The organism is Mesorhizobium sp. B283B1A, assembly GCF_020165735.1.
GTDB classification, from domain to species: Bacteria; Pseudomonadota; Alphaproteobacteria; order Rhizobiales; family Rhizobiaceae; genus Mesorhizobium; species Mesorhizobium opportunistum.
In genome coordinates, this window is record NZ_JAIUIQ010000025.1 from 46,529 (window position 1) to 72,006 (window position 25,478).

Below are 25,478 nucleotides of genomic sequence, written 5' to 3' on the forward strand. Positions count from 1 at the left end.
GATGTGGTCGCCACGACACCGTCGCGCGAAGGAATCCAACAGAATGACAACCGGAGTAAACATGCGTCGTATCGTTATCACAGGCATGGGAGCAGTTAGCCCGCTCGGAGCCAACGTGCCGACTTCCTGGTCCCGCCTCTTGGCTGGCCGCTCGGGCATCCGGAGGCTTGCGGACGATGTCGTGGGAGACTTGCCGGCAAAGATCGGCGCAACGGTTCCTTCCCTGCAGGAAGACCCCGAAGCCGGCTTCGATCCAGACACCGTCCTGGCCCCGAAGGAACAGCGCAGGGCAGACCGCTTCATCCTCTTCGCACTGGCGGCGGCGGAAGAGGCGCTGTCCCAGGCGAAGTGGAAACCAGTCTCGAACGATGACAAGGCCCGTACCGCGACGATCATCGCTTCGGGTGTCGGAGGATTTCCGGCGATAACCGAAGCTGTGAGAACCGTCGATCAGCGCGGTGTTCGGCGTCTGTCGCCATTCACCGTGCCATCGTTCCTGGTGAACATGGCAGCGGGACAGATTTCCATCCGATACGGCTTCAAGGGACCGCTTGGCGCTCCGGTGACGGCGTGCGCGGCCGGCATTCAGGCGATCGGCGACGCGGCGCGTCTTATCCGCGCCAATGAAGCCGACATCGCGGTGTGCGGCGGAACCGAAGCCTGCATGAACGCGGTCAGTCTCGGCGGTTTCGCCGCGGCACGCTCCCTCTCGACGTCCTTCAATCACCGTCCCGATCAGGCCTCCCGTCCGTTCGACATGTTGCGTGACGGCTTCGTCATGGGTGAGGGGGCCGGTGTCCTGGTCGTCGAGGCATTGAGCCACGCGCTCGCGCGTGGCGCCAAGCCGCTCGCCGAGCTCGTCGGTTACGGCACGACGGCGGACGCTTATCACATCACATCGGGTCCCGAGGATGGCGACGGTGCCCGCCGAGCCATGGAGATCGCGATCAGCCAAGCCGGCATTTCGGCACGGGACGTCCGCCATCTCAATGCGCACGCAACCTCCACGCCGGTCGGCGATGCCGGGGAGATCGAGGCGATCAAAAGGGTCTTTGGCACGGATTTCAGCATAGCTGTCAGCGGGACAAAGGCGGCGACCGGACATCTGCTGGGAGCGGCCGGCGGGCTTGGCGCCATCTTCACGATCCTTGCGCTCAGGGATCAGGTCGCGCCGCCGACACTCAACCTGACGACCCCCGATCCGGCCGGCAACGGGATCGATTTCGTCGCAAACCAGGCCCGGCCATTGGAGATGGACTACGCGATCTCCAATGGCTTCGGCTTTGGAGGGGTCAATGCCAGTGCGTTGTTCCGGCGCTGGACGGACACGTCATCGAGCGCGAGCGCGGAAGGATCCTCCGGCTGAGTTGCCCGTGACCGCGCCCGCGCACGCCGCATTTCAAGAACACAAATCCGGCTCAAAGAAAGAAGCGAATTCCATGAACAAGATCAATCCCGGCGTCGCCCTCGTGACAGGCGCATCTTCCGGCATCGGTCGCGCTACGGCTGATGCCTTGCTAAGCGCGGGCTATCGCGTATTCGGAACCAGCCGTCGCACGGCCTCCAAGCAATCCGACGGCGTTACCATGCTGACCTGCGACGTGACCGATGATGCGTCTGTCGCGAAACTCGTCGACGACGTCCTGGCCAAGGCCGGACGCATCGACCTGCTCGTCAACAATGCCGGCATGGGTCTGTTTGGCGGTGCGGAGGAGTCCTCGACCGCCCAGGCCCAGGCGCTGTTCGACGTGAACGTCTTCGGCGTCTTCCGCGTGACCAACGCGGTGTTGCCGGCAATGCGGCACCAGGGGAAGGGCAGAATCGTCAATTTGAGTTCGGTACAGGGGTTCATCCCCGCCCCCTATTTCGCGCTCTACGCGTCGACCAAACATGCCATCGAGGGGTATTCCGAATCGCTCGATCACGAATTGCGCCCGTTCGGCATTCGCGTTTCGGTGGAGGAGCCGGCCTACACCCGTACTTCATTCGAGGACAATCTCGCCGCCCCCGATCAGTTGCTCGATATCTATGACTCCGCGCGCTCCGGCATGACCGTGGCCGTGCGGAAATCGATGGAAAAAGGCGATGCGCCCGAAGTGGTAGCGGCGACGGTTCTGGCCGCTGCGGTCGATCCCGCTCCGAAGAAGCGCTATGCGGCGGGAAAGATGGCGCGCCAGGTCAGTTTGCTGCGCCGCTTCGTCCCCGCATTCGCATTCGACAAAAGCCTGCGAAGACAACTCGGGCTGCCGGTCTGAGACGGGCTTGGTTTACCGCTGTTTGGGGGGAAACGATGAATCGCGTCAGGCGCGGGACAGTCCGTCGATCAGCGCCATGAGAACTGCGCGATAGTCCTCGGCCGAGGCGCCTGCCTCGATCGCAAGTGCCGCGCGGTCGAACGCAGCAGCAAGCAGCGCGGTCAGTGCTTCCGCCGGCAGTCGTGTCATCGCGTTGGCGCGCATCGCCGCGACCAGGCCCTCGCGCAGAGAGCGGTTGCCGTGGCGGTTGTCGATCGCGTCCATGGCGGCGCGGCCGAGCACGGCAGGGCCATCAAGCAGCAGCAACCGCGTGCGGCCGGGCGCGCGCATGGCGGCGAGATAGGCGTCCGAGCCGGCGATCAACGCATTGCGGGCTTCGAGCGAGGACGGGGAGGCGCGATCGATCTCGTCGGCCACTGCCTGCGCCTCCTGCTCGACGACGGCGGCAAACAGCGCCTGCTTGTCGGCGAAGTGGTGATAGAGCGCCCCACGCGTCACGCCGGCGGCGGCTGCGATTTCCGGCGTGCCCGTCTCGGCATAGGATTTTTCCGTGAACAGTCTTCGCGACGCCGCGATCAGGTCGGCGCGCGTGGCCTCGGTACGGTCGCGGTTGGAGCGGCGCGCGGATTCTCGTTGCATACATACAGCCTGTATGTTAATTCAATTTACATGCAGACTGTATGTTGGTTGACGGGAGAAGGAAAGATGAAGACCACGAGCTATTATCCGGTGCTGATGACCGGCGATGTCGCCGGCACGGCGGGCTTCTATGTCGAGCATTTCAGCTTCAAGCCGCTGTTTGAAAGCGACTGGTACGTGCACCTCCAATCGGTGGAGAGCAGCAGGGTCAATCTCGGCATCGTCCGGGGCGACCATGAGACGATCCCGGAAGAGGGACGCGGACGCACATCGGGCCTGCTGATCAATTTCGAAGTGCGCGATCCCGATGCGGTCTACGAAAGGATTCTTGCCGCCGGGTTGCCGATACTGCGAACGCTCCGCGACGAACCTTTCGGCCAGCGCCATTTCATCACCAAAGACCCCAATGGCGTGCTGATCGACGTGATCAAGCCGATCCCGCCCAGCGAAGAATTCCTGGCACAGTACGCGCAGGGCGCGGCGGGAGCATAGCGCTGCCTGGCAGTACTTCTCGGGAGGCGGGACGCAGGAGCCGTGGCCATCCGCGAAGCAAAGCGCCGGATGCCATAAGATCGTTCGTGATTTTCAAGTCACGGATGATGTTGCCGCCGCCTCGACTTCTCCAGCGGCAATAATCCTTGCAGAGAACCTTCTTTGCCTGTTGTATTGTTCCAATAATGGCGGCGTCGGGGGAGGCCATGGCCAAGGACTTCGAGACGGTTCTGCAGTTGGAGCATCGTTCGATCATCCGTCGCCGCAAGGCGCTTGGTGTAAATGTCGTTCCAAGAGATGTAACCGGGGGCAAGCCTGATTCCGTCGCCACGGGGAATCCGGCGTGGCTGTTCGGTGTCGCACTTTCGGGTGGCGGGATAAGATCGGCTTCGTTCTGCCTCGGCGCACTTCAAGCACTCGACCAATACAAGCTCACGCCCCGGATCGACTATCTGTCGACGGTCTCGGGGGGTGGCTATATCGGATCGGCAATGGTCGCCGATATGACGCGTCAGGAGCTCGAGCAGGCGAAAACGGGCAAGGACGAGCCGCTCGATTTTCCCTTCGCGTCGGGCGACGATGTGCACGACAATCCGCTCGTCGGCCATATCCGCGACAACAGCCGTTTCCTGGCGCCGCGCGGCTTTCGCGACATCACGCTGTCGATCGGCATCCTGATGCGCGGCTGGATGGTGAATTTCCTCCTGCTTCTGACACTGGTCCTGCCCCTGGCGACGTTCGTTATCCTGACGAACCCGACCACCGACCACCTCGGGCACAGCATCGTTCTCGATGTCGCTAACTGGATGTTCGGAGACGATTGGGGCGGGACGGGATGGACCGCCAGCCTGCGATCCATCGTGGCCAATCCTTTCGTGCTGTCGCGCTCGGCCCTGGTCGTTTTTGCCGTCTGGCTGGTTGCCTGGGGGCTGCGGCGCTCCTACTCCGATAGCTACGCCGCCGCGCGCAAAGGCGAGCATCTCGAACAGGACAGCCTCTGGGCCAAGGATGGCCGTACTCTGCTGCTGGTCACAGGCGGTCTCTTCCTGATCGAAGTTCAACCCAAAATCATCCTCTGGCTGATCGAGGTGACCTCACCGAAATTCGGCCATCGGCAGACGACATTGGAAACGCTCAAGGCTCTGATCACGGCTGCCGCGGCGGTGGTCACAGCCACGGCGGCCTTCAGGGGTATGCTGATTTCCTGGGTGCAGAAAGCCCTCAACTCGCCGAAGATCGGCCACCAGATCCGTGGTTATCTGGCGCGCGCGGCATTCCTGGCGCTCGGCCTTGCCTTGCCTTTGCTCATCTATGGTTTCTTTCTGCTCATTACCCTTTGGGGCATCAAGATATCTCCGATCACATTTCATGGGTTCCATGTATCGTGGATATTTGGCCGTGCCACCGGCTATGCCTATGGCCCCGACTGGCTAACGGCCAACAACCATATCTTGTTTACCGTGCTTGCCCTTTGCATGGCGCTGTTTCTTGCGGGGCGAACCTTTGCGGTTCGCTATCTCGTCGACGACCTGAAGCCTGGCCGGCTCAGCAGCTTCTTTGCCGCAATGGTTCATGACTATAGCGGGTCGATGGTCGCCAAAATATTGGCGGTCGTGGCGGGTTCCGTCGTTTTCGCGGTGGCCGCGAGAATGGTTAAAGATGTCTGGCAGGCGGACGAATTCACGGTGCTGCTCAACTATCTGGCCATCACCGTTATCGTCATAATGGTGGCCTTCAATTTCACCGAGAACGCCAACGGCCTGCACCGCCTCTACCGCGACCGGCTCCGCTGGGCGTTTCGCCTTGGCGGCAGTGAAGGTCAGGCTGACATCGCGTTGAAGGACCTCGGTGTGAAGGCGCCCTATCTGCTGATAAATGGCACATTGAACGTCCGCCGCGCCAGGCAGGCCGCCGATCCGCCGAGAAAGTCTTTTGTCGCCGGCGCGACCCGCTGGGTGGGAAGAAAGATCGCTGCTGCCATAAGGCTGCGAGCTTGGTGGGGCGGCCCGGACATCGTCCTAGCAGGCCGCCGTCCTCCAGCACCGGCCACTGTCAGCCCGACAGCAGTCGACCCGAGCAAGCGAGGACGCAATGCCGAGTTCTTTCTGTTCTCAAAACATTTCGTCGGCAGTGAATCGACCGGCTATGCGACCTCCGCCGCGATGGCCAGGGAAGAGGGGCAGCTGGATCTCGCGGCGGCGGCAGCGATTTCGGGCGCCGCCATCTCCTCGAGCATGGGTCGCATCAGTCTCGGCCTGCTCGGACCAACCCTGGCCCTGCTCAACCTGCGGCTGGGGTTCTGGCTTCCTAATCCGAGTGGGACCGCGTTTGAGGACGAGCGCGAAAGACCGGTCTGGCGTGCGACCGAGGAGGATACTTCCCGGCGAAGCTGGGAGGACATATTGCGGCTGTATCTTCTCGCCGAGGCGACGGGGCAGTTGAGTTCGGACAGTTCGCGCGTCTACATCACCGATGGCGGCCATATCGACAATATCGGCCTCTACCAACTGCTCAAGCGTAAGTGCAAGCTGATCATCGTGGTCGATGCCGAAGCCGATGCCGGCATGAATTTTGGTGCGTTCACCGATGTCCAACGCTTCGCGAGGATCGATCTCGGCGTGCGCATCTCGCTCGACTGGCGGCCAGTCAGGGATGCGGCGCTGATGCGAGACGCCAACCGCAACAAGATCATCCCGCCGGAATCGGAGCTGCATCTCAGGCATTTCGCGGTCGGCAAGATCCTCTACGAGAATGATCCTGTCGAAGGGATCCTTCTCTATGTCAAGGCATCGGTGACCGGCGACGAACCCGACTATGTTCTCGACTACGAGCGTCGTTATCCGCTTTTCCCGAACGAGCCGACGAGCGATCAGTTCTTTTCGGAAGAGCAGATGGAAGCTTACCGTGCGCTTGGATTCCACGCCATGCGCGTGGCCCTTCGCGAACGGCCGCAAACCGCTTTCATCAAGAGCCTCGACAGCATGCAGGCAGGTCTGGTTACCCTGCTGAAGGCCCGTCTGGGCAATCAGGGGGAGGAAATCAAATAGCGACCGGTGGGCAGTTTCGGGCTCGTTTCCGTTAATACTCCAGCGGCCCGCGTCGCTAGCCAGCCCGCGCCACCGGCGTCACCGTCACCTGGCTGACGCCGGTGCGGCGCACCACGGTGCATAGCGTCTCGCGGCCGATGCGCTCGGCGTCGAGCATGCGCACGAGATCATCGACACCGGTGACCGGGCGGCCGTCGATGGCGGCGATGATGTCGCCTTCCTTGAGGCCTGCCTTGGCCGCCGGGCCGTCCTTCTCGATGCTGCGCAGGCGCACCGCCGTCTTGCTCGACACTTGCGATAGCAGTGCCGCGCGGCGCGGCAGGTTGACGGTGTCGGCCGAGATGCCGATGAAGGCGCGGCGCACGCGGCCGAAGCGGATGATCTCCGAAATGACGAACCTGGCGGTGTTGGAGGCGACCGCGAAGGCGATGCCTTGCGCACCGTGGATCATGGCGGTGTTGACGCCGATGACCTCACCGGCCGACGACACCAGCGGCCCGCCGGAATTGCCGGGATTGAGTGCCGCGTCGGTCTGGATAACATCGTCGATCAGCCGGCCGGTCGAGGCCCGCATCGAGCGGCCGAGCGCGGAGACGACGCCCGAGGTGACGGTCCATTCGAAGCCGAGCGGATTGCCGATGGCAATGGCGATCTGGCCGCGCCGCAGCCGCTTGGAATCGCCAAGCGGCGCGACATCGACGAAACTGCCGTCGGCACGCACCAGCGCGATGTCGGTGTCGGGGTCGCGGCCAAGCACGCGGCCTTCGCTGGAGGCGCCGTCCGGCATCGAGACGCGCACCGTTCTGGCGTCGCCGACAACGTGGAAGTTGGTGACGACCAGCCCGTCCGGCGCAATGACGAAGCCGGAGCCGTGGCCGCCCTGGCCGCCGACCCGCTCGATGCGGCAGACGGCAGGACCGATGCGGTCGACGGCGTCCGCCACCGTCGTCGAATAGGCGTCGAGCAATGTATCGTCGGGTTCGAATTTGGCGGCGGCGAGGGCCATGGAAGGGCTCCGTGTTTTCAGGCGTGGCGATGCCTTTTTCCTGTAGGTGCCGTTCTCCCGAAACCGCTGAGCACTTTTGGGCGACACGCACTATATGTGCGGAGCGGCTGGAAGCGCCGCGACCTGACCAGATGGCCAGTCAAACCGGCAACTAGCCGTCAGGCGAGTACCTTCCAGCGTGCTGCCGCGCGATATCTGGGACATGCAAGAAACCCAGGAGACCCCTATGAGCGATTTCAATCTGAGTGCGTTTTCCCAAGCCATTGCCGATCTCGCCGCCAAGGCGGCGCCGGCAATGGCGAGCTTCGCCACGCACCATCACCGCACGGCAAGCGCCTTCCATTGGGGCGACGGCTATTTCGTCACCGCCGAGGAGGCCGTCGAGGCGGGCGAGGAGATCGAGCTGACGCTGGCCTCAGGCGGGACGGTGAAGGCCGAGCTGGTTGGCCGCGATCCTTCGACGGGCGTTGCGCTGCTGAAGCCCGCGGATACCGCCACGACGCCTGTACTTGCCAAGGCCGATGCCGTTCGGCCTGGGAACATCGCCATGGCCATCGGCCGTAGCCAGGGCTCGGCGCTCGCCGTATCGGGCTCGGTCGGCGAAGTCGGTCCGGCCTGGCGCTCGATGCGCGGCGGCACGATCGACCGGCGCATCAATCTGGCCATCGGCGCCGGCGGCCGCTTCGAGGGTGGCCCGGTGCTGGACGCCAAGGGCGCGCTGATCGGCATGCTGTTGTTCGGGCCGCGCGGCCGCGCGCTGATCATGCCTTACGAGACGATCGAGCGAGCCGTTGCCACCTTGCGCGAAAAGGGGCATGTCGCGCGCGGCTATCTCGGCGCCGGCCTGCATCCGGTGCGTGACCGCGACGCCAAGGGCGCGATGGTGATGAGCCTCGACGACAGTGGCCCCGCCAAGGCCGCAGGCCTGTCCCTGGGCGACATCATCGTGGCATGGAACGGCGAGGCCGTGCACGGCCCGCGCGACCTGATCCGCAGGCTCGGGCCCGACAGCGCCGGGGTTTCTGTAACCCTTGGCGTGGTGCGTGGCGGCGAACAGCGCGATGTGGCATTGACCATCGGCGAAAAGCCGCTGAGCTGAGAGGACCGATGGAAACGCTCGCCGGCGACCGGATCATGGCTGACGGCGCCGCCTCGCGGCGGCTGGTGGTGCTGGTCGCGCTTGCCGATGCCGCGCGCGCCGAGCATCTGGCCGCCTCGCTTGCCGCCTCCGATGACCTGCTGCCGGTGGTGGCTGGCGGCGGCACGGCCGGTGTCGCCATCGTCGACGAGAGCAGCGGAGATGCCGTGCCGGCCTCCATGCCGCGCGTGCTGCTGTCGGGGCGCGCCGGCGGCGAACGGCCCGCCGGCGAGGTGTTTGCCGTCATGCCAATGGACGCGGACGATTTGCTGATCGCCGCGGCGGCACGGCTGGCGGCGGCCGGTTATCGCGTCTCGATCGATGGCAGGGGCGGACGCCATGAGGATTTCCATGCCGGCGACGGCGAGTTGTTCGAGGATGAAGCGGACGAGCACGCCGCCCGCCCCGCGCTGTCGCCCCGCGAGGCGGAAGTGCTGGCGCTGCTTGCCGAAGGCGCGCCCAACAAGGTGATCGCACGCCGGCTCAACATCTCCGTGCACACGGCGAAGTTCCATGTCGCCGCGATCCTGATCAAACTCGGTGCGGCCAACCGCACTGACGCCATCGCCATTGCGATGCGGCAGGGGCTGGTGCTGGTCTAGGAGCGATGTATCCGGCGGATTTGGCGATCAGCGGAAGCGTCAGTACTGCCCCTTGCACTATACGGGGACAAAGTGCCTGCAGGTGAGGGGCAGCGCGACGCCGCGAACGAGGTGTTCATCATCTGGTCGGAATTCCGAGTTCGTCGTAACCGAGTATCTCATCTTCCGTCATTGGGTGATCGCGCTTTGGTATCCGACTTGCTTGTTCTGAAATTTCCAAAAGCCTCATCAACTCAGACTCCTTTGGCCGGAACATCGGGCTTTCACGAGTAATTTCGTTTTCGAGGCTCTGCCGGATCGCCTCCGTCACGGACACGCCGCGGCTGCTGGCAAGCTCTCGCGCCAGTTGCTCCACTTCGCTATTCTCAATCAACAAAGCCATTTGATGATCTGCCATTCGGTGGGAAATAATATGCCAAATTTGTTGTAGCGCCACCCGTTTGCAGCCAACAGGGCATGGGACCCTCCGCAGCGTCACCATCGCCTTCCGTGGCAAGCACTTGTATCCCGCCGCGCCACAGGCAAGGATTGCGCAATGAACCAATGCAGGCGGAGGAAAAATGTCGCTCAAGGGAAAGACGCTGTTCATCTCCGGCGGGTCGCGCGGCATCGGCCTGGCGATCGCGCTGCGCGCCGCGCGCGACGGCGCCAATGTGACGATCGCCGCCAAGACCGCCGAGCCGCATCCGAAGCTGCCGGGCACGATCTACACCGCAGCTGAAGAGATCGAGCAGGCCGGCGGCAAGGCGCTGCCAATGCTGTGCGACATCCGCGAGGAGGCGCAGGTGGCCGAAGCCGTAGCGAAGACCGTGGAGAAATTCGGCGGCATCGATATCTGCGTCAACAATGCCAGCGCCATCCAGCTCACCGGCACGCTGGAGACCGATATGAAGCGCTACGACCTGATGCATCAGATCAACACGCGCGGGACCTTCCTGGTGTCTAAAATGTGCATTCCGCACCTGAAGTTAGCCAGCAATCCTCACATCCTGAATCTGGCGCCGCCGCTCGACATGAAGCCCAAATGGTTCAAGAACCACGTCGCCTACACCATGGCCAAGTTCGGCATGTCGATGTGCACGCTGGGCATGAGCGCCGAGTTCGCCAGAGACGGCATCGCGGTCAATTCGCTGTGGCCGATCTCGACCATCGACACGGCGGCGGTGCGCAATCTTCTGGGCGGCGCGACGGTGGCGGCAATGAGCCGTTCGCCAGACATCATGGCCGACGCCGCCCGCGCCATCTTCATGCGGCCGTCACGCGAGACGTCAGGCAATTTCTATATCGACGAGGAGGTGCTGCGCGCCGAGGGGGTCAGCGACTTTTCCGTCTACGCGCCCGGCGCGACCGGGCCGCTGGCCGGCGACTTTTTTGTGCCGGACGAGGTGTTTGCGAATTCCAATACGAAGATCAGGACGACCTTCTAAAGATGCCTTGGGTAGTCCATTCGCTGATGCAAAATGCGTACAACGTCGATTGATCGATCGGCAATTCGCAAAAAAAGTACGTGAGAGCCAACGGCATACTTCAACAGACCAGGCCGAATATTCTCCGCGTTTTTTGCCATCGCCGGAAATTGGTCTATCAAATTTATGATTGAGCGAATGGTGCGGATATAGGCCTCCGCCCGCTCGGCCCCCCATTCTTTCAGGGAGTGATCCCAAATCTGGTCGAGATCTGCTTTCGCTTTCGGCGAGAACCTGACGGTTCGCTTCATCCACGCTTCTTCGACTCTAGAAAAGCGTCGAAGTCGAATGGCTCTGGACCGCCTGACATATCCCCTTCGTCTATGGCGGAGCGGAGTTGCTCCAGCTTTAGCTCTTGCTCTTCCAAAAGACGAAGGCCGGCTCGAACGGTTTCGCTTGCCGACCCAAAACGGCCATTCGCTATCTGCCGCTGGATAAAGGCATCGTACTGGTCGCCTAGGGTAACGGAGGTGTTCTTGGGCATGGTGGGTCTCCAATACCAATAGATGGTATCAACTTACCCGAATGCCAGCAAGCGCTCGGATGAGCGAGGCTTCACGCCACGTCCTTCTTGCCGCTTCATGGGCTGGTTGCGGTGATTTCTCTCGTCGATGCTGGACCCGTATTTCGGTCAGCTCGCCGCGGTTTGCAAGGCAAATCGCGGAAGCAAAAAACCCCGCCGGAGAGGGCCGGCGGGGCTCAGTGCGTCCCGCTGGAGTCGGGACGGGGCAGGGAACGCCCAGCCCTGAATCTGGGGTAGGCCGCCTCACGTTTCAATGAGCCGGACCTGATGCCCGGACAATTCTTGTTGAACCCGGGCTGTCGTCCGCATTCCCGCCCATCCCGGTCCTCCGGGATGGGGCCTTGTTGCCGATCTGATTCCAGAAGCCGGCTCAAGCTCCTGGAAATACAGGTTTAATGGACCATGATCTTTCCGGATCAGGGTCAGTTGTTGCTGGCCACCGGCGCCACCAGCGGGGTGATGCGGCGGATCGCGACACGCCGGTTCTCCCGGTTGGGCGCCGAGGTGTCGACCTTCAGATACTCCTCGCCATAGCCCTGCGTCGTCAGGTTCTCCGCCGGGATGCCGAAGGCGTTGGTCAGCGCTTCGGCAACCGCCTCGGCGCGGCGGTCCGACAAGGCCAGGTTTGCCTCCGGCGTGCCGACGGCGTCGGTGTGGCCTTCGATCAGGAAGGTTTCGGCCGGGTTCTTCTTCAAAAGCTTCTCCATGGCGTCGGCGACGCCCTGCAGCTTCTGCACCTCGGTATCGGAGATCGAGGACGAGCCGAATTCGAAGTTCAGCGTGTCAAGGTCGATGCGCCGCGCAATGTCACGCACGCGCGCCGAACGCTTGACCTCGTTGATCGAATAGAGACGCTGGACCCGCTCCACCGGCGGCTGTTCGAGGAAGGTGTAGTAGTCGTCGTCGCTTTCGACATCCTCGGAATCCAGGATGTAGTCCCGGCGCGGAATGGTCAGCCGCATCGGCGGCAGGTCGTCGCCGGGATCGCGCCAGTCGTTTTCATCCTCATAGTGCCGCTCGTCGACATAGCTCAGCACATATTCGCGTCCATCCGGCGCAATGCGCGAACGCTGGATGACGTCGCCATAACGGTTGCGGATGGTGACGATCCGGACACCGTTGTCACGTTCGACGACTTCCCGGGTGCGATCGCCCGACAGATCCTCATAGTACACGTTCCTGGCGCCGCGGGTCATGCGCGGGGCATCATTGCTTTGGACGAATGTCTGGTTGTTGAACTGCAGGATGACGCGATCGCCGAGTTCCCTGACGACATTGACGCCTTTCGGACGCTGGCGGTCGCGGACGTTCTCATCGGGTGCTCGCTCTACGCGCTTGCCCTTTTCCTCCGTCACCGGGGCGATTTTTTCAGGCTGGATTGCCTGCTGGGCCGACTTGTCGTCGGTGGGTGGCGGACCCTGGTCGACAGGAGCGACCACGGGCTTGCGGCCCTGATCGGTGCCTTGCTGAGCGTTTTGGCCACCATTCTGCTGATCTCCGTTCTGCTGCTCGCCATTCTGGTTGGCCGGCTTCCTGCCACCCTGGCCGTTTTCGCCGCGACCCTTGCGCCGGGCATCCTTCTGGCTGTCGAGAATGGGGGCGGCGTTCTTGTCAGCGGGTGCCTCGCCCTGCACGGGGGTTTCGCCCTGGACAGGCGCGGCCTTGCCGCCGGTGGCAGGCTGCTCACCCGTCGCCGGCTGCTCGCCAGTCTGCTGCTGTTGCCCGTTTGCGGGCTGCTCGCCGTTTGCAGGCTGCTCGCCGGCCGGCTTCCTGCCGTGCTTCTTCGTCTTGTCCTGGGGCTGTTCGCCCTGGGCGGGAGCCTGTTCGCCGGCAGGGGCCTGCTCTGCCTTGGGTGTCGGCTGTTCGGCCGGAGCTTCCTTTGGGGTGGGCACGGGCGCGGCCTCTTGCTGGCCCTGCTTGTGCTTCTTGCGCGGGTTCTCGCCTGGCTGGTTGTCGTTGGCGGGGGCTGCCTCGCCGGCCGGCGCCTGCTCGGTCTGCTGTTGCTGCTGATCGCGCTTTTTCCTGCGTGGCTGCTGCTCGTCCGTGGCGGGAGCGGCTTCGCCGGCCGGCGCTTGCTCGGTCTGCTGTTGCTGCTGGTCGCGCTTTTTCCTGCGCGGCTGCTGCTCGTCCGTGGCGGGAGCGGCTTCGCCGGCGGGTGCCTGTTCGACCTGTTGCTGCTGGTCGCGCTTTTTCCTGCGCGGCTGCTGTTCGTCGGTGGCGGGAGCAGCCTCGCCGGCGGGTGCTTGTTCGGTCTGCTGCTGCTCGCGCTTCTTGCGCTCAGGCTTCTGTTCCCCTTGCTGTGCGCAGGCTTCGGCCGATTCGCCCTCGGCGCAAGCCGCCTGGGCCAGAACCAACGGTGCGGTGCCGCGTTGCATGGAGCCGAACGCGGCACTTCCCTGAAGCGGGGATGCGCCCAACGGCGCGGATGCCATCAACAGGCCAAGTGCTGTGCCTGCCAGAATCCGTGGTTGGCGTTTCATCGAAATTTCTCCTTGTGGGGTCCCATCCCTGCCCAAACCTTCATCATCCATATTGGTTCCGGTTTGCGGGCATTACCGGCAACGAAGGACGATTGACCGGCGTTTTGAAGGCAACTTCATGTTTTTCCTATGGTGGAGCGGCTTTGGCGGCGATTGCAGTGCTTGACCTCGGCCTCCGCCGGGGCCACATCCCCAAAATGGAAACGCCGTTCTGGAAAACAAAGACGCTGGAAGAGATGAGTCCGGCCGAGTGGGAATCGCTCTGCGACGGCTGCGGCAAATGCTGCCTGTCGAAGCTCGAGGACGAGGATACCGGTGAGATTTACTGGACAAGCGTCGGTTGCCGGCTGTTCGACGCGCAGACTTGCCGCTGCGCCGACTATGCCAACCGGCTGGCGCGCGTTCCCGATTGCGTCGGCCTGACGTCGCAGAACGTGCGCACCATCAGCTGGCTGCCCAGCACCTGCGCCTACCGGCTGGTGGCAGAGGGCCGCGACCTCTATTGGTGGCACCGGCTGGTGTCGGGCAGTGCCGAGACCGTGCACGAGGCCGGCATCTCGATGCGCGGCCGCGTCAAGGCGAGCGAGACCGAGCTCGCCGAGCCCGAGGATTATTTTGACTATATGCTCGACGAGGAGCCTTGAGGCTCATAACCGCAAGGCGCGCCGGAAGCATGAACCGGGGCAGGGCGTTTGGGGGGCATATTGGTGGAGAACCGGCCAAGCTTTCCCTTTCCCGCCACATGAACCGCAGATGAACGGCGAGTTCGTAAATAGTTCAGACAGGCTAGTGCATTCTCCCACCATCGGTTTCACGAGGACGGGCGCAAGCCCGCAACAAGGAGAGAGAACCATGTACACCACGATCAAGACGGCGGCCCTTTCGGCCCTGGTCGGCCTCGGCACGCTGGCGGCCATTCCCGCCCATGCCGACAGCCTCTATCTCGGCTTCGGCAACAACAACGACCCGCGCTTTGGCGTCTACGCCGGCGACGACGGATACCGGCATCGCCGTGACGAGCGCCGCGACGACTGGCGCGGCGACGGCTGGCGCCGTGGCTGTTCGCCGGACCGGGCCCTCGACAAGGCCGAGCGTATGGGACTGCGTCGCGCCCGCATCGTCGACGCCAACCGCCGTGTCGTCAAGGTCATGGGACGCCAGTATGGGGACCGCGTCGTCATCGTGTTCGCCAACGAGCGCGGTTGCCCGATCATCAACCGCTGAGCGGGAGATCTGCCAAGTCGATGGCGGCATAACCCTCTGCGAGGGTTAGCCGGGAGGTCGGTCTGTAGTAGCGGAGCCCCTTTCCCAATCGGACGGGTGCGGCTCGAAAAAACCCCGCGGGAGCGATCCCGCGGGGTTTTTCATGCGCTGGCGGATAATCCCCCGGCCGGGCGTGGGCTCGGCCAATGGAATCACCGGAACCGGCTACTTCAGTTCGAACGTAACGGTGACCTGGACGTTGTAGGCGTTTTCGCCGGCCTGTACCGGAGCCGCGCCGGCCGCGGCATCGAAGGCCTTGGCGTTGATCGGCATTGGCGCCGGCCTGATGTTCTGATCCGTGATCTCGAGTACCCGGCCGAGGCTGACGCCGGCCGCCTCGGCGAGCGTCTTGGCCTTGGCCATGGCGTCGGCGACCGCCTTCTTACGTGCTTCCGTGACGGTGGCCGCCGGATTGTCGTTGGTGAAGGCGATGCCGCCGCCCTGGTTGACGCCGAGCGACACCGCCTTGTCGAGGATCTCGCCTGTCTTGTCGACGTCGCGCACGCGCACCGACAGCGTGTTTGTCACCTGGTAGGCGACGAGTTCGGCCTCCTGGCTGCCGTCCGGCTTGTTGGTGTAGTTGTAGCGCGGATTGATCTGGATGCCCGCGGTCTGCAGATCGCGGTCCTTGATGCCGGCCGCCTTCATCGCAGCGATCACCGCGGCCATGGCGTCGTTGTTGGCGTCGAGCGCCGCGCGCGCGGTCTTGGCCTCGCGCATGACGCTCAGCGTCAAAAGGGCCAGGTCGGGAGCAATGGTTGCTTCGCCTTCACCCGACACGATGATACGGGGCGGCGTCGGCAAATCGGTGGCTCCAGCCATCGCCGGAAAAGCGACTGCAGCGGCGAGCGCGAGGGGCAAAAAATGTCTGGTCATGAAAATCTCCTTGGTCTGCGATCAGGTCGCAAGCGTCGCGTAGAGCGCGATTATGGGTTGATTTGGGCGATCTGCGGAAGCCCGTCGGGAAAGCCTTGTGCCGCGATGCGAAAAACATTAATCCAGCGCACGTGGGGCCTGTAGCTCAATGGTTAGAGCCGGCGGCTCATAACCGCTTGGTTGGGGGTTCGAGTCCCTCCGGGCCCACCATGACCATTGATTTTATTTCGGAAAAGTGCCCTCGGCCCAAAACGTTTTGGGTCCATTATGGGCCAAAACAAGGGCCGTGGTCCCGGTTTGTTCCGACTCGGTGTGATTATCTGACGATGCGGAGGTTTGCCCGTCGCTTCATGGCGTCGCGTTTGGCCTCGCGCTCGTTGATCGCGCGAGCAATATCAACCGCGATCCGCTTCTTGTTGGCCTCACGCACGTAGTCATCCGTCACCGTCATGGAGGAATGCCCCATGGCGTCCATGATGGCCCGGGCCTGGATGTTGCATTCAGCGAGGTAGGTGCCGAAGGTACGGCGCAGGCCGTGAAGCGTATAGCCGTCAGGAATATCGGCCTGTCGTGCCCAATGCTGCATCATGCCTGTCAGGCTCTTTTCTGAAAACGGGTTGCCATAGCCATTCTTCAAGACGGTTCCACCCTTCGAGCGGTCAAGCGGGTCTAGCGCAGCCGCCAGTTTGTCCACCACCGGGATAAACATCTCCCGTCCGCCATGACGATTTCGGTTCTTCTTCTGTCGGAAGGCGAACGCCTCGATCAATGCCAAGGAACCGTCGAACAGTTCGATCTCCTCGGTCACGAGATCATCCCATTCAAGGTCAGCGATGTCGCCTCGTCGGTTGCCGAGCCAGAAACCAAGCGCGTAGCACGTCCGAGCCGGCGTTCCGATCGGATGCCGCTCCTCGTACTTTTCTCGGATCGCAATTGGCCAAGCCGGGTTCTTGGTCGATTTGGGCACGCGTACGCGAATTGACAGTGAAGGATCATCCTGCGGCTTTATCCATTTCTCGACATCGGTCGCGACCCATAAAAGCTTCTTGATGGCAACCAGCATATGTTTGGCGACTGTGCGGTTGCTCCTGAAGATGCTTTCGATAATGGCGCGAAGCCGATCCGCGTCGAGATGTTGCACCGGAGTATCGCGCCAAGTGAGTGGGTAATTTGGATCGACCCGCAGATTAAGAAAACGCTCAATCAGTCGCGCATTCTTCCGCTGCGTCGCTTCATCAAAATCGAGCCACTCCATTGTCGTTTCAAGCCGGCGCGCGGCATGGCCAAAAGTTTTTGGCAATGCCCGACCGGGTAAATCGATGATAGCTGCCTTCTTGTGTTGGCCCTGCGTGGCCTTCTCGTAAGCGGCCTCGAACTCGGGATCGCCGGGCTTACCCGGAAGGCGGATTTCGGGCATGCCCTTTACCCGATAGCGATAAACGATCCGGCCGTTCTTGACGCGCGAAGAGACGCCGGGGTAGCGGGCATCCTTATAGGGTCTGGCCATCAAAATCCTCCTCCGGCAGTTCTGCCGCAGCTAATCCTTACGGTGCGTTTTCTCCTGCACTCCCGTAAGCGAAAGAGCATTGCTTTCCATGGCAACGCGCAGCAGGAGCGGATAGGGGAAGCCTCTTCCTTGCTCGATGCCCTCAAACGTGCGCCTTGGTATTCCTAATGCCTTGGCCGCGGCTTCTGCAGTGAATCCTTCCTTGGCCCGCCAGGCTTTCACGTCCTGCGCAAGTTTCTCATTCTCGTTCATGTCGTGCCTTTCGCCCGGCAATGCTCATACTACGCCTACGGCGCATACGCAAATAGCGTATTTATCTTCTTCTTTCACTGTCCCGGTTGCTTCTTTCCAGCAGTTCCTGAAGATCACCATCTTTATCGGGCAACGAGGTGAAAGCCATGTCGAGGGCCACACGATCCCAGACAGCGCGGCTATTGATGCGCTTGGGCTTCGGCATGCGGCCATCGGCAACCATTTCATCAAAAAGCGTTGATCCGACACCGATGTAGCGAGCAGCTTCCTCACGAGTTAGACCTCGTGGGGGATAAGAAATTGCATCACTCTTCATGGACGCGGTCTCGCTTCTGAGACTCGTGGCGTGTTGTTGTCGAAGCACAAAGCTGCATCCTTGTTGCCCTTTCGCAGCGAGGAGATCGTGCCGACTTAGAAGGAAAGGGCTTTAAGCGGAAGCGGCCTGACTAGTTCGTTCGGTATAAGCTGGCAGCAACTTGTCTACGGATGCATTCCGGCAGGAGAGCAAGCCATGGGCAAGTCGGCGGACGGCTTTTCGCTGAGCTGGCGATCCGTGAGCCACTACTCAGACGTCGCGCAGGGTTTTTGCGTACGCCTGCCGGCGCCCGAAACTCTTCACGGGAGCGGACTGACAGGTCTTGGGATTGAGTCGCGAGAAGCTGTGGTTCCACCTTGACGAAAGCCGACACTCGGAGTGCCATCCCGACAACGCTACTGCTGCGATTCTTGCGGCGCTCTCGCGGATTATCTGATGTGGGATGAAACTATCCGATTCGAACAGCATGCTCCGAGTGGCAATACTGGAAGGAATCGCGCAGAGCGCCTAACCATTTGGCCATTTGCTCGAGCTGGCGGAGTGACGATGAACCATCAGGATCATACCCTCGCCCGCACCGCCGGTCGTGATGATAGCATCCTTCCCCTCGACGCGTTCGTCCGTTCGATCTCCGTCAACACCGAGGTGGGCCACATGCTGCTGCTCGGCGCCGGCGCGTCGATATCATGGCGCATACCGTCCGCGTCGACCTGTATCTGGCAATGGAAGCGATCGATCTTCCTGTCCAACCATCCCGGGATGGAGCGAAATTTCGACGAGCTGTCGCTCGGCATGGTCCAGGAAGGCATCCAGGCTTGGCTCGATACGCATCCGGGCTTCCCGCGTGCTGGCGATGCAGGGGAGTACGGTTCTATATCGACCGCTGCTATCGCGCATCGAGGATCGCCGCTCGTCCTTCCAGCGGCAAATCCAGGGCGCGAAACTGAGCAGCGGCTACCGGATCGCTGCGCGCCTAGCCAAGGACAACCTGTTTCGGCTGGCCTGGAGGCGAGGCGACGGAACCGACGCCCTACGGCTGCATCGTGCGTGTCGCGCCGAGGAATACCGAGCCCAGGCAAGTCGATCGGGCGATTGCCGGGATCGCGGCCGCCCACGATGGTCGCTACAGCATCGACATTCACCTCAAGTATGATCCCTCCGCCACCGAACGCTTTGCCGAAACCCATGTTCGCCGCCTAGAGGCGATCCGCCGCGCCACCGGGGGCGTCGAGCGCAAGCCGAACGGCACGTGGATCATCGCCCCGGGCCATCTCGAGCGCGTCGGAGGTTACGAGCGCCAACGGGCCAGGGCCGAGCCTGTTGCCGTCGACAAGCTCTCCTCTATGCCACTGGAGCAGCAGGTCCGCTTTGACGGTGCCACCTGGATCGACCGGGAGCTGGTTGCGGAGAGACCGGCGGCGTTCCGCGACTCTGGGTTCGGGCGTGAAGTCCAGGAGGCGCAAGCCCGTCGGCGGCAGTGGCTGATGGCGCAGGGCCTCTCGCATGAAGAGCAGGATCGGATCATTTACCGCGCCAACATGCTTTCGATGTTGCGCCAGCGCGAACTGAACCGTGTTGCCCGGCAGCTGTCGGACGAGCTCGGGCTCACTTATACCGAAGCGCGGAGTGGCGATCGAATCGAAGGAACGCTGCGCCGATCGATCGAGCTTGCCAGCGGAAAATATGCCGTCGTTAAAAAGTCGCGCGAGTTCACACTGGTGCCATGGCGGCCGGTGCTCGAGCGGCACATCGGCAAGGAGGTGTCCGGGATCATGCGCAGGGAGGGGATTTCCTGGACTATCGAGCGGCAGAGGAGCGGGCCGAGCGTGTCATAGTGGCGCTATACGGCGTCATCGCACACAACCCGTCGCCCCGCCGTGCGTAACGGAGACTGTGCTTAGCTTAGGCGGCGGACACGTTGTTTAGCTGTTCGCCGTATTTGCTCCGATACGCGGCAATGAAATCCTCGTCACTACAGATGCAGCGGCCGCTGGAATCTTTGGCCTTGGGATCGTGCAGGTGAGGTCCAAGAGGTCGAAGGAGATTGACGCGGGTGCTCGTCGTCGAGCTCATAGGAAAGCCCGCACTATGTTTGACCAGCTCCGCGGCAAGCATAATCCCGGCAAGCGCTGACTGAAAGGCCATTGGAACCACGGCCCGTACGAGACGACTGCCGCCGCTAAGCTGGAACACCAGACCGCCGCAGATAGCCTGCTGATAAAAGGAACGCAGCGGCTGGCCAACAAACGGGGCGAGCGGCTCAAAGGGGACCGCCATCGCTGTGGCCACTCGAGCTACAAAGTCGTCAGGAACGCCGGCATTGGTCTGCAGCAGCGTTTTCACCTGCTCGTGTGCATCCGGTAGTCCGAGTTCCTCGGCAATCAGTTGGTGCTCGTCCTTGGATTTCACGGACGGCATGTACATGCAACAAAGGCAAGCCTGGCCGTCATCGAAACCGTGCCGTGAGATGCCGAGGTCGTGCTCCTGCGTCCAGGCGTTCGCGATCCATCGGGGCAGAGCACCTTGGACCGCCAGACGGTCGGCAGCGGTGTCAAGCGCCACACCCACTCGGTCGAAGACCCAGTCGCCGCGGCGCGCAACATATTCTGCCCACTTCAGCGGATGCGCCTCGACCTCGAGAGCGGTCGATCGAAGGACGGTGGTTGCAAGGACCGCCTTGGACATGCCGACCTCTGCCTGGCCGGCCAATACGTAGCGCTGCAGGTTTGAGAGCTCGATCGTTTCGTGATCGACTACATGCAGCCGACCCGAAAGGTCGGGTTGCTTCGCCAGCGTCCAAAGCGAGCCATGGCCTATCGCGCCCAGCCCAACGAAGTGCATTTCACCAAGGTCGACACTAAACTTGGTCGGGCCTGCGTCGCGTACTTTGGTCTTGTTATAGCTGTATAAGGAGAGATCGATGTTTTCGTCCGACTCGGCGCCGGTCAGCTGGGCGGCGAAGATCGTTCGAAAGACGTTGGCGGCGGCGAAGCAACTGGCGGCCCCAGCTCCATAGGGCAGCAAACTCGAGCCGGAGCTCACCGGGTCCGTATGCGACAGCTTTGCTGCCCAGCCGTCCGATCCAATGAAGAAGGTTGGGCACCGAAGTGATGGGCGCGTCGCCCCTGCAACGATGCCGACCGTCGCGAACTTGCCGGAACGCCGGATGCCGATTCTTGGATTGATCGACTTTGCCAGGCGCTCTAGCGCTTGGGCTTGAGAACTCGCTGCGCTGTCCAAGGGGAGTATTGCCAGAACCGGATAGAGTCTGGCGAGCAACCTCACCGCAAGATCCAGCGTCGCCTGGCCTTCGGCGCACGAGGCCGCCTGATTGTCGAAAGCGATGGCCACGACCTGCTTTTCGAGAGCTGCCTTGAAGTCACCCAGATGAAAGTCGGTCAGGACCTGAGATGCTGCCGTAGCAGCGCGGTCGATGAAATTAGCAAGGGTCATCGTCAGCTCGTTATCGTGATCATTCGCATCAGGGCTGCGGGCGCGACCTCATTCCAGTTCGCCTCCGCGTCAAGTCGATAGGCAGCGACCCGAGCAAGATCGAAGGGATCGCGCGCGAAATTCGGCACCACTAGCGACAGGCACCCCACCGTGGTTGCTATCGCGTAGGCGTCATCGGTCGTCGAATGGTAGGCCCGGCCCGGATGGCTATGAATCTGCGCCAGGAGCGTCAGGCCACGTCTGTAGAGCCAAACATTGAGCCGGTGCAGTTCTTCGGCAGGAACCATCACGCATACGCCGTCGCTCGTGCGGATGTGACGTTGCGCCGGGATAACCGCTTCTGTTACGGCAAAGTGCTGTTCTTGCTGAACGCCGACCCAGAGCGCCATGCCTTCATGGCCCTGCTGTCCAACAGAGCGCAAATGCGCCTGTACAGCGGACACACAGTCTCGGGGGAGGTCAACTGTACTGACGGCCTCCAGAGCGGTCATTCCGGGATGGCTGGCAGGGGTGCTGCCAGCCCCACCACTGAAATTTGAAGCTGAAGCTGCTCTACTGGAGTGAGTCCGTATTTGATTATTTGGTACAGGATGAAGGCCAAACAGCCTTCTCCAGAACCCCGGTGGAGAAGCCATGAATCACCTGAATGGGCTGGATTGTCGTGGTATTCCCGCACGCCTGCCATGCAGAGGAAGGGCGCGTGTTCCATACTATTGGCCTGGATGAAGTCCGTCAGCTGCAGCTGCACGGTGTTCTGCGGCAAGACCGGAACAATCTCCGTCGGGGGTCCGGGTAGCGGCGACCGTCTCAGCATCTTAAGTTGTAGATCCTTGCGGGCAATCGGCTGGCGCTTAAATGGGTCGACGAAGACCACCGATGGAGGTCGGAGGTCGTAATTGGAAAAGTCGATCTCGACAGCTGCACCGATTACCTGTGGCTTTAACTTCGGCGGCGCAAAGATGAAGAAGGCGCTCGGGAAGACTGCTTCGATCAGGAAGCATCCATGCGCCCGATAAACGCCCGCTTGTCCAAGGAACCAGCCGATCTCCCGATCGAATTTCGCTCGGGAGACCACAGGATCGACGGTTTGGGGTTCAGGCACCTGCGACGCCCGCCTTCAGGCTGAGGTACAAGGTCACGGGATTCGCGAAGCCGAAATCGCCAACTTTCTTGTCGACGTCGAGCAAGTTGCCGGCCTCATCCTTCAATTCCCAATTCTCGGCCGGTTGGGCGACGTTCTGCGTGTTTTCAAGGGCTTTGGTAAGAACGACGTGCAGCGGCTGGTTGGGATTGGCTTCGACCTGCGTGGGCTGGCCGTTCACCACCACTGAAATCTCGATCTTGCCTGGCCCGCCGCCGTGATTATCGCCCTTATCCGAATCCTTCGACATTGTCCTACTCCTGTGGCTTGCCAACCGCCCCAAGCCTTGTGCCCACCTGCTAGTGAGACCGGCGATCTTCAATCGTCCACACGGCGCCACGGGCCGCGAGTACGCGAAAGATAGGGGATAAGCTACCGAATCGGTGCTACCCATCTTTTATGCGTGACTTAAGCGGCAAGTAAACGGGCTGAAATCGCTCTTCACAACTATAATCGATTAGAGCAATGCGAAAATATTGGCGACACGCCTATTCATTTGCTCTTTCACGCGCTGCTCACTGGCCGCGTGCAAAATTGACCCACTCCGCGCAAGTCCGCCGACTGTGTGATTTCAGGTTCGATTGGGCGGGCGCATAATGTTTGGGTAGCTTGTCGCCGCTGCAATCTTGACGGAGGGTTTATAGAATAGGCAATCACACGGAATCTAGAGTTAGGTGAGCCGGACTCTGCCTCTTCGAAAGGTGTCTCGGAAGCAGGTCGCCCTGACCAACTCCGACACGGACTCTAAGGCAGCCTTCCACGTCATTTGACCCCGGTATTGCCTGCAGAGTCTTCCGCGGTTGATTTTGCGGTGTGAATCGCCGATGCTGTAATAATAAACGAGAGGGGGCTGTCATGTCTACGGCGAGAACATTTGTAAGCTACGATCACTCTGAGGACGCCCATTACAAGCGCCTTTTGCAGGCTTGGGATGCTAATCCAGACTTTGATTTTGAATTCGACAGTCGCGGACCGAATGTTGCAATAGACAGCGACGACGCTCCAGTAATAAAATCGTCCTTGACCAAGAAGATGAAGGAGTCATCCCATCTTCTTGTGATCGTGGGTGAAAAAAGTTCGACGAGCAAGTGGATGACTTGGGAAATTGAAAGAGCAAGGCAATCGGACGTAAGGCTAAAGTTAGCGGCTGTTAAGCTATCGAGCCTCTACACGACGCCGTCGGGGCTTCTGGGGGTCGGTACCGCATGGGCCACCAGCTTCACCCGCGATAGAATTGTGGCGGCTCTCAAATCAGCGATCATTGGATACTGAATGAAAGTAGCCGCGCTTGCGGGCCGACGGGTTGACGCGCACGATACTGTTGTCGAGTGCTTCCGGTTGCGCAATGTGGACGCCATCGCGAAGGAGATAGGCTCCGCCGCTCCGTCGCGCTTGCCAGAGGAAATATGCCGTCGTTGAAAAGTCGCGCGGTTCACACTGGTGCCATGGCGGCCGGTGCTCGAGCGGCACCTCGGCAAGGCGGGATCCGGGATCGTGAGCGGAAAGAGGATTTCTTGGGACATCGGTCAGCAAAGGAGAGGGCCTGGCGTTTCATAGACTGCTGCCGTTGAGTCGCGACGATCTCCGTATACCGTTGGTTGACCCCGTTGCTACAAGTCCAACCCTTTGTATACAACGGAGTTGTAGTGCCTCGCTCCCTCGCTTCTCTGTGCTTGGCTTAGACGCCGATATTCGTCTGGCCAATTATCTAATGCAAATCGGATTGCCCGCATCTTGAATGGGACGTGCAGAACGCATTGGTCTCGGACGATGCTTGGACAATTAGTATCCTGCTCGCGGCTTTCGTTCAGATTGGCCGCTACGATCGGAAGGTCAAGAGAGAGCGCGAATTCCAGTTCCCAACGTACAAAACGGTAAAGATTTTTGGTCTTCTCGCCGATCAGCACAATCACGGCCGAAGACTGACGCATTCGCTCCCTCAAATTCCGCTTGACGTACCCTTCGCTCTGAGCGCTGCTTGTCATGCTGTCGAGATCGTGTGCATCCAAGAAGTTGAAGTCGATCTTCTCGTTTGCCTGCCAGCCTCTCATGTACCGATAAGCCCAACCATCGTTGTCACCGTCGAAAATGACGTAAGTCAGATCTGTATGCGACGTCATCTCAGCCCCCCTGCTGTTGGCGTGCAGCCCACTGAGTATGTTCGCGAGAAAACGCAAGCTCGGTTTCGTTGACCGCGGCGGAAAACGCTGCTGCAGTTGCAGCATCTCGGATCAAGACCTCCGCCAGGCCGATCTCCTGAGCCGTTAGGGTGTATGCCGCCGCCAGCTCATTGAATTTCTTGATTTGCGTCCACCCGACTACGGCTGACGCGAACACAACAAGCGGCTCCGTCGGCCAACCTTCCGATGATGGGTCAACAACGCGCGCTACAATAAAAATCAGACCGAGCGCGTAAGCCGTGCACGAAATGACGAGCCAACGGCGTGCCGCAGCCTTGTTAGCCAGAGCCTTCCTCCCGTACCATTCTCGCTGATCCGCAATTCGCTTCTTAAGATAACACTGCCGCCGTTCCTCCAAGTCTCTCTCACGCATTTCCTGCATTTCGTCAGGAAGCTGATCTCCTGTCGACTGTAGACCGACAAGTGCGTCGCTGACGGAGTGATTGGACTTAAGCACCTCTCCAAGCAAATCGCGAAAGTCGCGGCGAGCGTCGCTTGACCTGACATCGTCGAACGGCTCGGCGCGCATAGCGAACCGCCACGTAAGGGTCTTCACCGACTCGGCGAGCGCCCGCGCCTGATACCACGTTCGTTCAGGTTTCTTCATGGAGCGATAGACCATCACCATCATCGAACATGCGAAGAACCCAGCGTACGCAGCAAAGTAGGCACGGCTGGAACTCCAACCGAGCGAAAACATCGCAGCGACCAACAGCAGAAAATATTCAAGGCGCACGAGCGCTAGAAACCACCATTGGCTTCTGTTGGATGCATCGTTAGCGCTTTCGTACAATACGGGGTACTTCATAATCGGTCCCGGTGATCGTGGTCCAAGGGGGATT

The 25,478-nt window shown here is 61.4% G+C and carries 26 protein-coding genes, 1 tRNA gene and 2 pseudogenes; 13 read left to right on the top strand and 16 right to left on the bottom strand.

Translation table 11 applies throughout. From position 1 onward, the window contains the following. Window positions 1-61: 61 nt before the first annotated feature. A complete protein-coding gene (gene fabF, locus LB577_RS21155; RefSeq protein WP_224688175.1) occupies window positions 62-1,366 on the top strand; it encodes a beta-ketoacyl-ACP synthase II in 1,305 nt (434 codons plus the stop codon). Between the two features lie 73 nt (window positions 1,367-1,439). Then, entirely contained in the window at window positions 1,440-2,255 is an 816-nt protein-coding gene (locus tag LB577_RS21160; protein ID WP_224688176.1) for an oxidoreductase, read from the top strand. A 45-nt stretch (window positions 2,256-2,300) separates the two neighbouring features. Here LB577_RS21160 and LB577_RS21165 read toward each other — a convergent pair whose 3' ends face one another. Next, window positions 2,301-2,894, bottom strand: coding sequence for a TetR/AcrR family transcriptional regulator (locus LB577_RS21165; RefSeq protein ID WP_224688177.1), 594 nt, complete (start codon window positions 2,892-2,894; stop codon window positions 2,301-2,303). Between the two features lie 66 nt (window positions 2,895-2,960). Between LB577_RS21165 and LB577_RS21170 the strand changes: the two genes are divergently transcribed. Both LB577_RS21170 and LB577_RS21175 read left to right on the top strand, forming a co-directional pair. Then, window positions 2,961-3,386 (top strand): VOC family protein, encoded by a 426-nt coding sequence (locus tag LB577_RS21170; protein ID WP_224688178.1) that lies wholly within the window; start codon window positions 2,961-2,963, stop codon window positions 3,384-3,386. A gap of 206 nt (window positions 3,387-3,592) precedes the next feature. Continuing rightward, window positions 3,593-6,433 carry a patatin-like phospholipase family protein gene (locus LB577_RS21175; protein WP_224688179.1) on the top strand — a complete coding sequence of 947 codons (2,841 nt, stop codon included), beginning with the start codon at window positions 3,593-3,595 and terminating at the stop codon, window positions 6,431-6,433. A gap of 55 nt (window positions 6,434-6,488) precedes the next feature. On the opposite strand, the gene LB577_RS21180 is transcribed toward LB577_RS21175, so the two are convergent. Next, the gene (locus tag LB577_RS21180; RefSeq protein ID WP_224688180.1) at window positions 6,489-7,439 is read right to left on the bottom strand and encodes a S1C family serine protease; all 951 of its coding nucleotides are present in this window, start codon (window positions 7,437-7,439) and stop codon (window positions 6,489-6,491) included. Window positions 7,440-7,665: 226 nt separating this feature from the next. Here LB577_RS21180 and LB577_RS21185 point away from each other — a divergent pair, with 226 nt between their 5' ends. Together LB577_RS21185 and LB577_RS21190 are read left to right on the top strand one after the other, a co-directional pair. After that, window positions 7,666-8,538, top strand: coding sequence for a S1C family serine protease (locus tag LB577_RS21185; protein WP_224688181.1), 873 nt, complete (start codon window positions 7,666-7,668; stop codon window positions 8,536-8,538). Between the two features lie 8 nt (window positions 8,539-8,546). After that, on the top strand, window positions 8,547-9,179 hold the full coding sequence (locus LB577_RS21190) for a helix-turn-helix transcriptional regulator (RefSeq protein WP_224688182.1): 633 nt from the start codon (window positions 8,547-8,549) through the stop codon (window positions 9,177-9,179). 118 nt (window positions 9,180-9,297) lie between these two features. Here the strand turns inward: LB577_RS21190 and LB577_RS21195 are convergent, their stop codons facing one another. Continuing rightward, window positions 9,298-9,561, bottom strand: a complete 264-nt coding sequence (locus LB577_RS21195; protein ID WP_023767085.1) for a type II toxin-antitoxin system VapB family antitoxin — start codon at window positions 9,559-9,561, stop codon at window positions 9,298-9,300. Window positions 9,562-9,739: 178 nt separating this feature from the next. On the opposite strand from LB577_RS21195, the gene LB577_RS21200 reads away from it, so the two are divergent. Further along, window positions 9,740-10,606 carry an SDR family oxidoreductase gene (locus tag LB577_RS21200; RefSeq protein ID WP_224688183.1) on the top strand — a complete coding sequence of 289 codons (867 nt, stop codon included), beginning with the start codon at window positions 9,740-9,742 and terminating at the stop codon, window positions 10,604-10,606. On the opposite strand, the gene LB577_RS21205 is transcribed toward LB577_RS21200, so the two are convergent. The 3 genes from LB577_RS21205 to LB577_RS21215 all read right to left on the bottom strand — a co-directional run bounded on the left by LB577_RS21205 (window position 10,603) and on the right by LB577_RS21215 (window position 13,648). Then, window positions 10,603-10,896, bottom strand: coding sequence for a type II toxin-antitoxin system RelE/ParE family toxin (locus tag LB577_RS21205; protein ID WP_013893673.1), 294 nt, complete (start codon window positions 10,894-10,896; stop codon window positions 10,603-10,605). The two genes, LB577_RS21200 and LB577_RS21205, sit on opposite strands and share 4 nt — an antisense overlap. After that, a complete protein-coding gene (locus tag LB577_RS21210) occupies window positions 10,893-11,129 on the bottom strand; it encodes a type II toxin-antitoxin system ParD family antitoxin (RefSeq protein ID WP_224688184.1) in 237 nt (78 codons plus the stop codon). The genes LB577_RS21205 and LB577_RS21210 overlap by 4 nt, the downstream gene beginning before the upstream one ends. Window positions 11,130-11,590: 461 nt before the next feature. Continuing rightward, on the bottom strand, window positions 11,591-13,648 hold the full coding sequence (locus tag LB577_RS21215) for an OmpA family protein (protein ID WP_224688185.1): 2,058 nt from the start codon (window positions 13,646-13,648) through the stop codon (window positions 11,591-11,593). Window positions 13,649-13,845: 197 nt separating this feature from the next. Between LB577_RS21215 and LB577_RS21220 the strand changes: the two genes are divergently transcribed. Next, window positions 13,846-14,292, top strand: a complete 447-nt coding sequence (locus LB577_RS21220; protein ID WP_224688218.1) for a YcgN family cysteine cluster protein — start codon at window positions 13,846-13,848, stop codon at window positions 14,290-14,292. 208 nt (window positions 14,293-14,500) lie between these two features. Beyond that, a complete protein-coding gene (locus LB577_RS21225; RefSeq protein WP_224688186.1) occupies window positions 14,501-14,872 on the top strand; it encodes a hypothetical protein in 372 nt (123 codons plus the stop codon). Between the two features lie 204 nt (window positions 14,873-15,076). On the opposite strand, the gene LB577_RS21230 is transcribed toward LB577_RS21225, so the two are convergent. Next, on the bottom strand, window positions 15,077-15,787 hold the full coding sequence (locus LB577_RS21230; protein ID WP_224688187.1) for an SIMPL domain-containing protein: 711 nt from the start codon (window positions 15,785-15,787) through the stop codon (window positions 15,077-15,079). Window positions 15,788-15,921: 134 nt separating this feature from the next. Here LB577_RS21230 and LB577_RS21235 point away from each other — a divergent pair. Next, window positions 15,922-15,997, top strand: a tRNA-Ile gene (locus tag LB577_RS21235). 106 nt (window positions 15,998-16,103) lie between these two features. On the opposite strand, the gene LB577_RS21240 is transcribed toward LB577_RS21235, so the two are convergent. The 3 genes from LB577_RS21240 to LB577_RS21250 form a co-directional block, all read right to left on the bottom strand. Then, on the bottom strand, window positions 16,104-17,294 hold the full coding sequence (locus tag LB577_RS21240; protein ID WP_224688188.1) for a tyrosine-type recombinase/integrase: 1,191 nt from the start codon (window positions 17,292-17,294) through the stop codon (window positions 16,104-16,106). Between the two features lie 30 nt (window positions 17,295-17,324). After that, window positions 17,325-17,546, bottom strand: a complete 222-nt coding sequence (locus LB577_RS21245) for a helix-turn-helix domain-containing protein (RefSeq protein WP_224688189.1) — start codon at window positions 17,544-17,546, stop codon at window positions 17,325-17,327. Window positions 17,547-17,607: 61 nt separating this feature from the next. After that, complete coding sequence (locus LB577_RS21250; RefSeq protein ID WP_224688190.1) at window positions 17,608-17,862, bottom strand: helix-turn-helix transcriptional regulator; 255 nt, start codon at window positions 17,860-17,862, stop codon at window positions 17,608-17,610. A 1,022-nt stretch (window positions 17,863-18,884) separates the two neighbouring features. Here LB577_RS21250 and LB577_RS21255 point away from each other — a divergent pair. Further along, window positions 18,885-19,697, top strand: a pseudogene (locus tag LB577_RS21255) (DUF3363 domain-containing protein); the annotation flags it as partial. 67 nt (window positions 19,698-19,764) lie between these two features. On the opposite strand, the gene LB577_RS21260 reads toward LB577_RS21255, so the two are convergent. The 4 genes from LB577_RS21260 to LB577_RS21275 form a co-directional block, all read right to left on the bottom strand. Beyond that, window positions 19,765-21,315 carry an E2 ligase fold family C protein gene (locus LB577_RS21260; protein ID WP_224688191.1) on the bottom strand — a complete coding sequence of 517 codons (1,551 nt, stop codon included), beginning with the start codon at window positions 21,313-21,315 and terminating at the stop codon, window positions 19,765-19,767. A gap of 2 nt (window positions 21,316-21,317) precedes the next feature. Further along, the gene (locus LB577_RS21265) at window positions 21,318-21,704 is read right to left on the bottom strand and encodes a Mov34/MPN/PAD-1 family protein (RefSeq protein ID WP_249491010.1); all 387 of its coding nucleotides are present in this window, start codon (window positions 21,702-21,704) and stop codon (window positions 21,318-21,320) included. A gap of 98 nt (window positions 21,705-21,802) precedes the next feature. Further along, the gene (locus tag LB577_RS21270) at window positions 21,803-22,417 is read right to left on the bottom strand and encodes a putative metal-binding protein (protein WP_224688193.1); all 615 of its coding nucleotides are present in this window, start codon (window positions 22,415-22,417) and stop codon (window positions 21,803-21,805) included. Further along, window positions 22,410-22,706 carry a DUF2604 domain-containing protein gene (locus LB577_RS21275; RefSeq protein ID WP_224688194.1) on the bottom strand — a complete coding sequence of 99 codons (297 nt, stop codon included), beginning with the start codon at window positions 22,704-22,706 and terminating at the stop codon, window positions 22,410-22,412. The genes LB577_RS21270 and LB577_RS21275 overlap by 8 nt, the downstream gene beginning before the upstream one ends. Before the next feature lie 605 nt (window positions 22,707-23,311). On the opposite strand from LB577_RS21275, the gene LB577_RS21280 reads away from it, so the two are divergent. Both LB577_RS21280 and LB577_RS21285 read left to right on the top strand, forming a co-directional pair. After that, the gene (locus LB577_RS21280; RefSeq protein WP_224688195.1) at window positions 23,312-23,728 is read left to right on the top strand and encodes a TIR domain-containing protein; all 417 of its coding nucleotides are present in this window, start codon (window positions 23,312-23,314) and stop codon (window positions 23,726-23,728) included. Window positions 23,729-23,858: 130 nt separating this feature from the next. Further along, window positions 23,859-24,013, top strand: a pseudogene (locus LB577_RS21285) (DUF3363 domain-containing protein); the annotation flags it as partial. A 53-nt stretch (window positions 24,014-24,066) separates the two neighbouring features. Here the strand turns inward: LB577_RS21285 and LB577_RS21290 are convergent. Further along, window positions 24,067-24,576: a TIR domain-containing protein gene (locus tag LB577_RS21290; protein WP_224688196.1), complete on the bottom strand. Its 510-nt coding sequence runs from the start codon at window positions 24,574-24,576 to the stop codon at window positions 24,067-24,069. A gap of 1 nt (window position 24,577) precedes the next feature. Further along, window positions 24,578-25,444, bottom strand: coding sequence for a DUF4231 domain-containing protein (locus LB577_RS21295; protein ID WP_224688197.1), 867 nt, complete (start codon window positions 25,442-25,444; stop codon window positions 24,578-24,580). Window positions 25,445-25,478 lie beyond the last annotated feature (34 nt).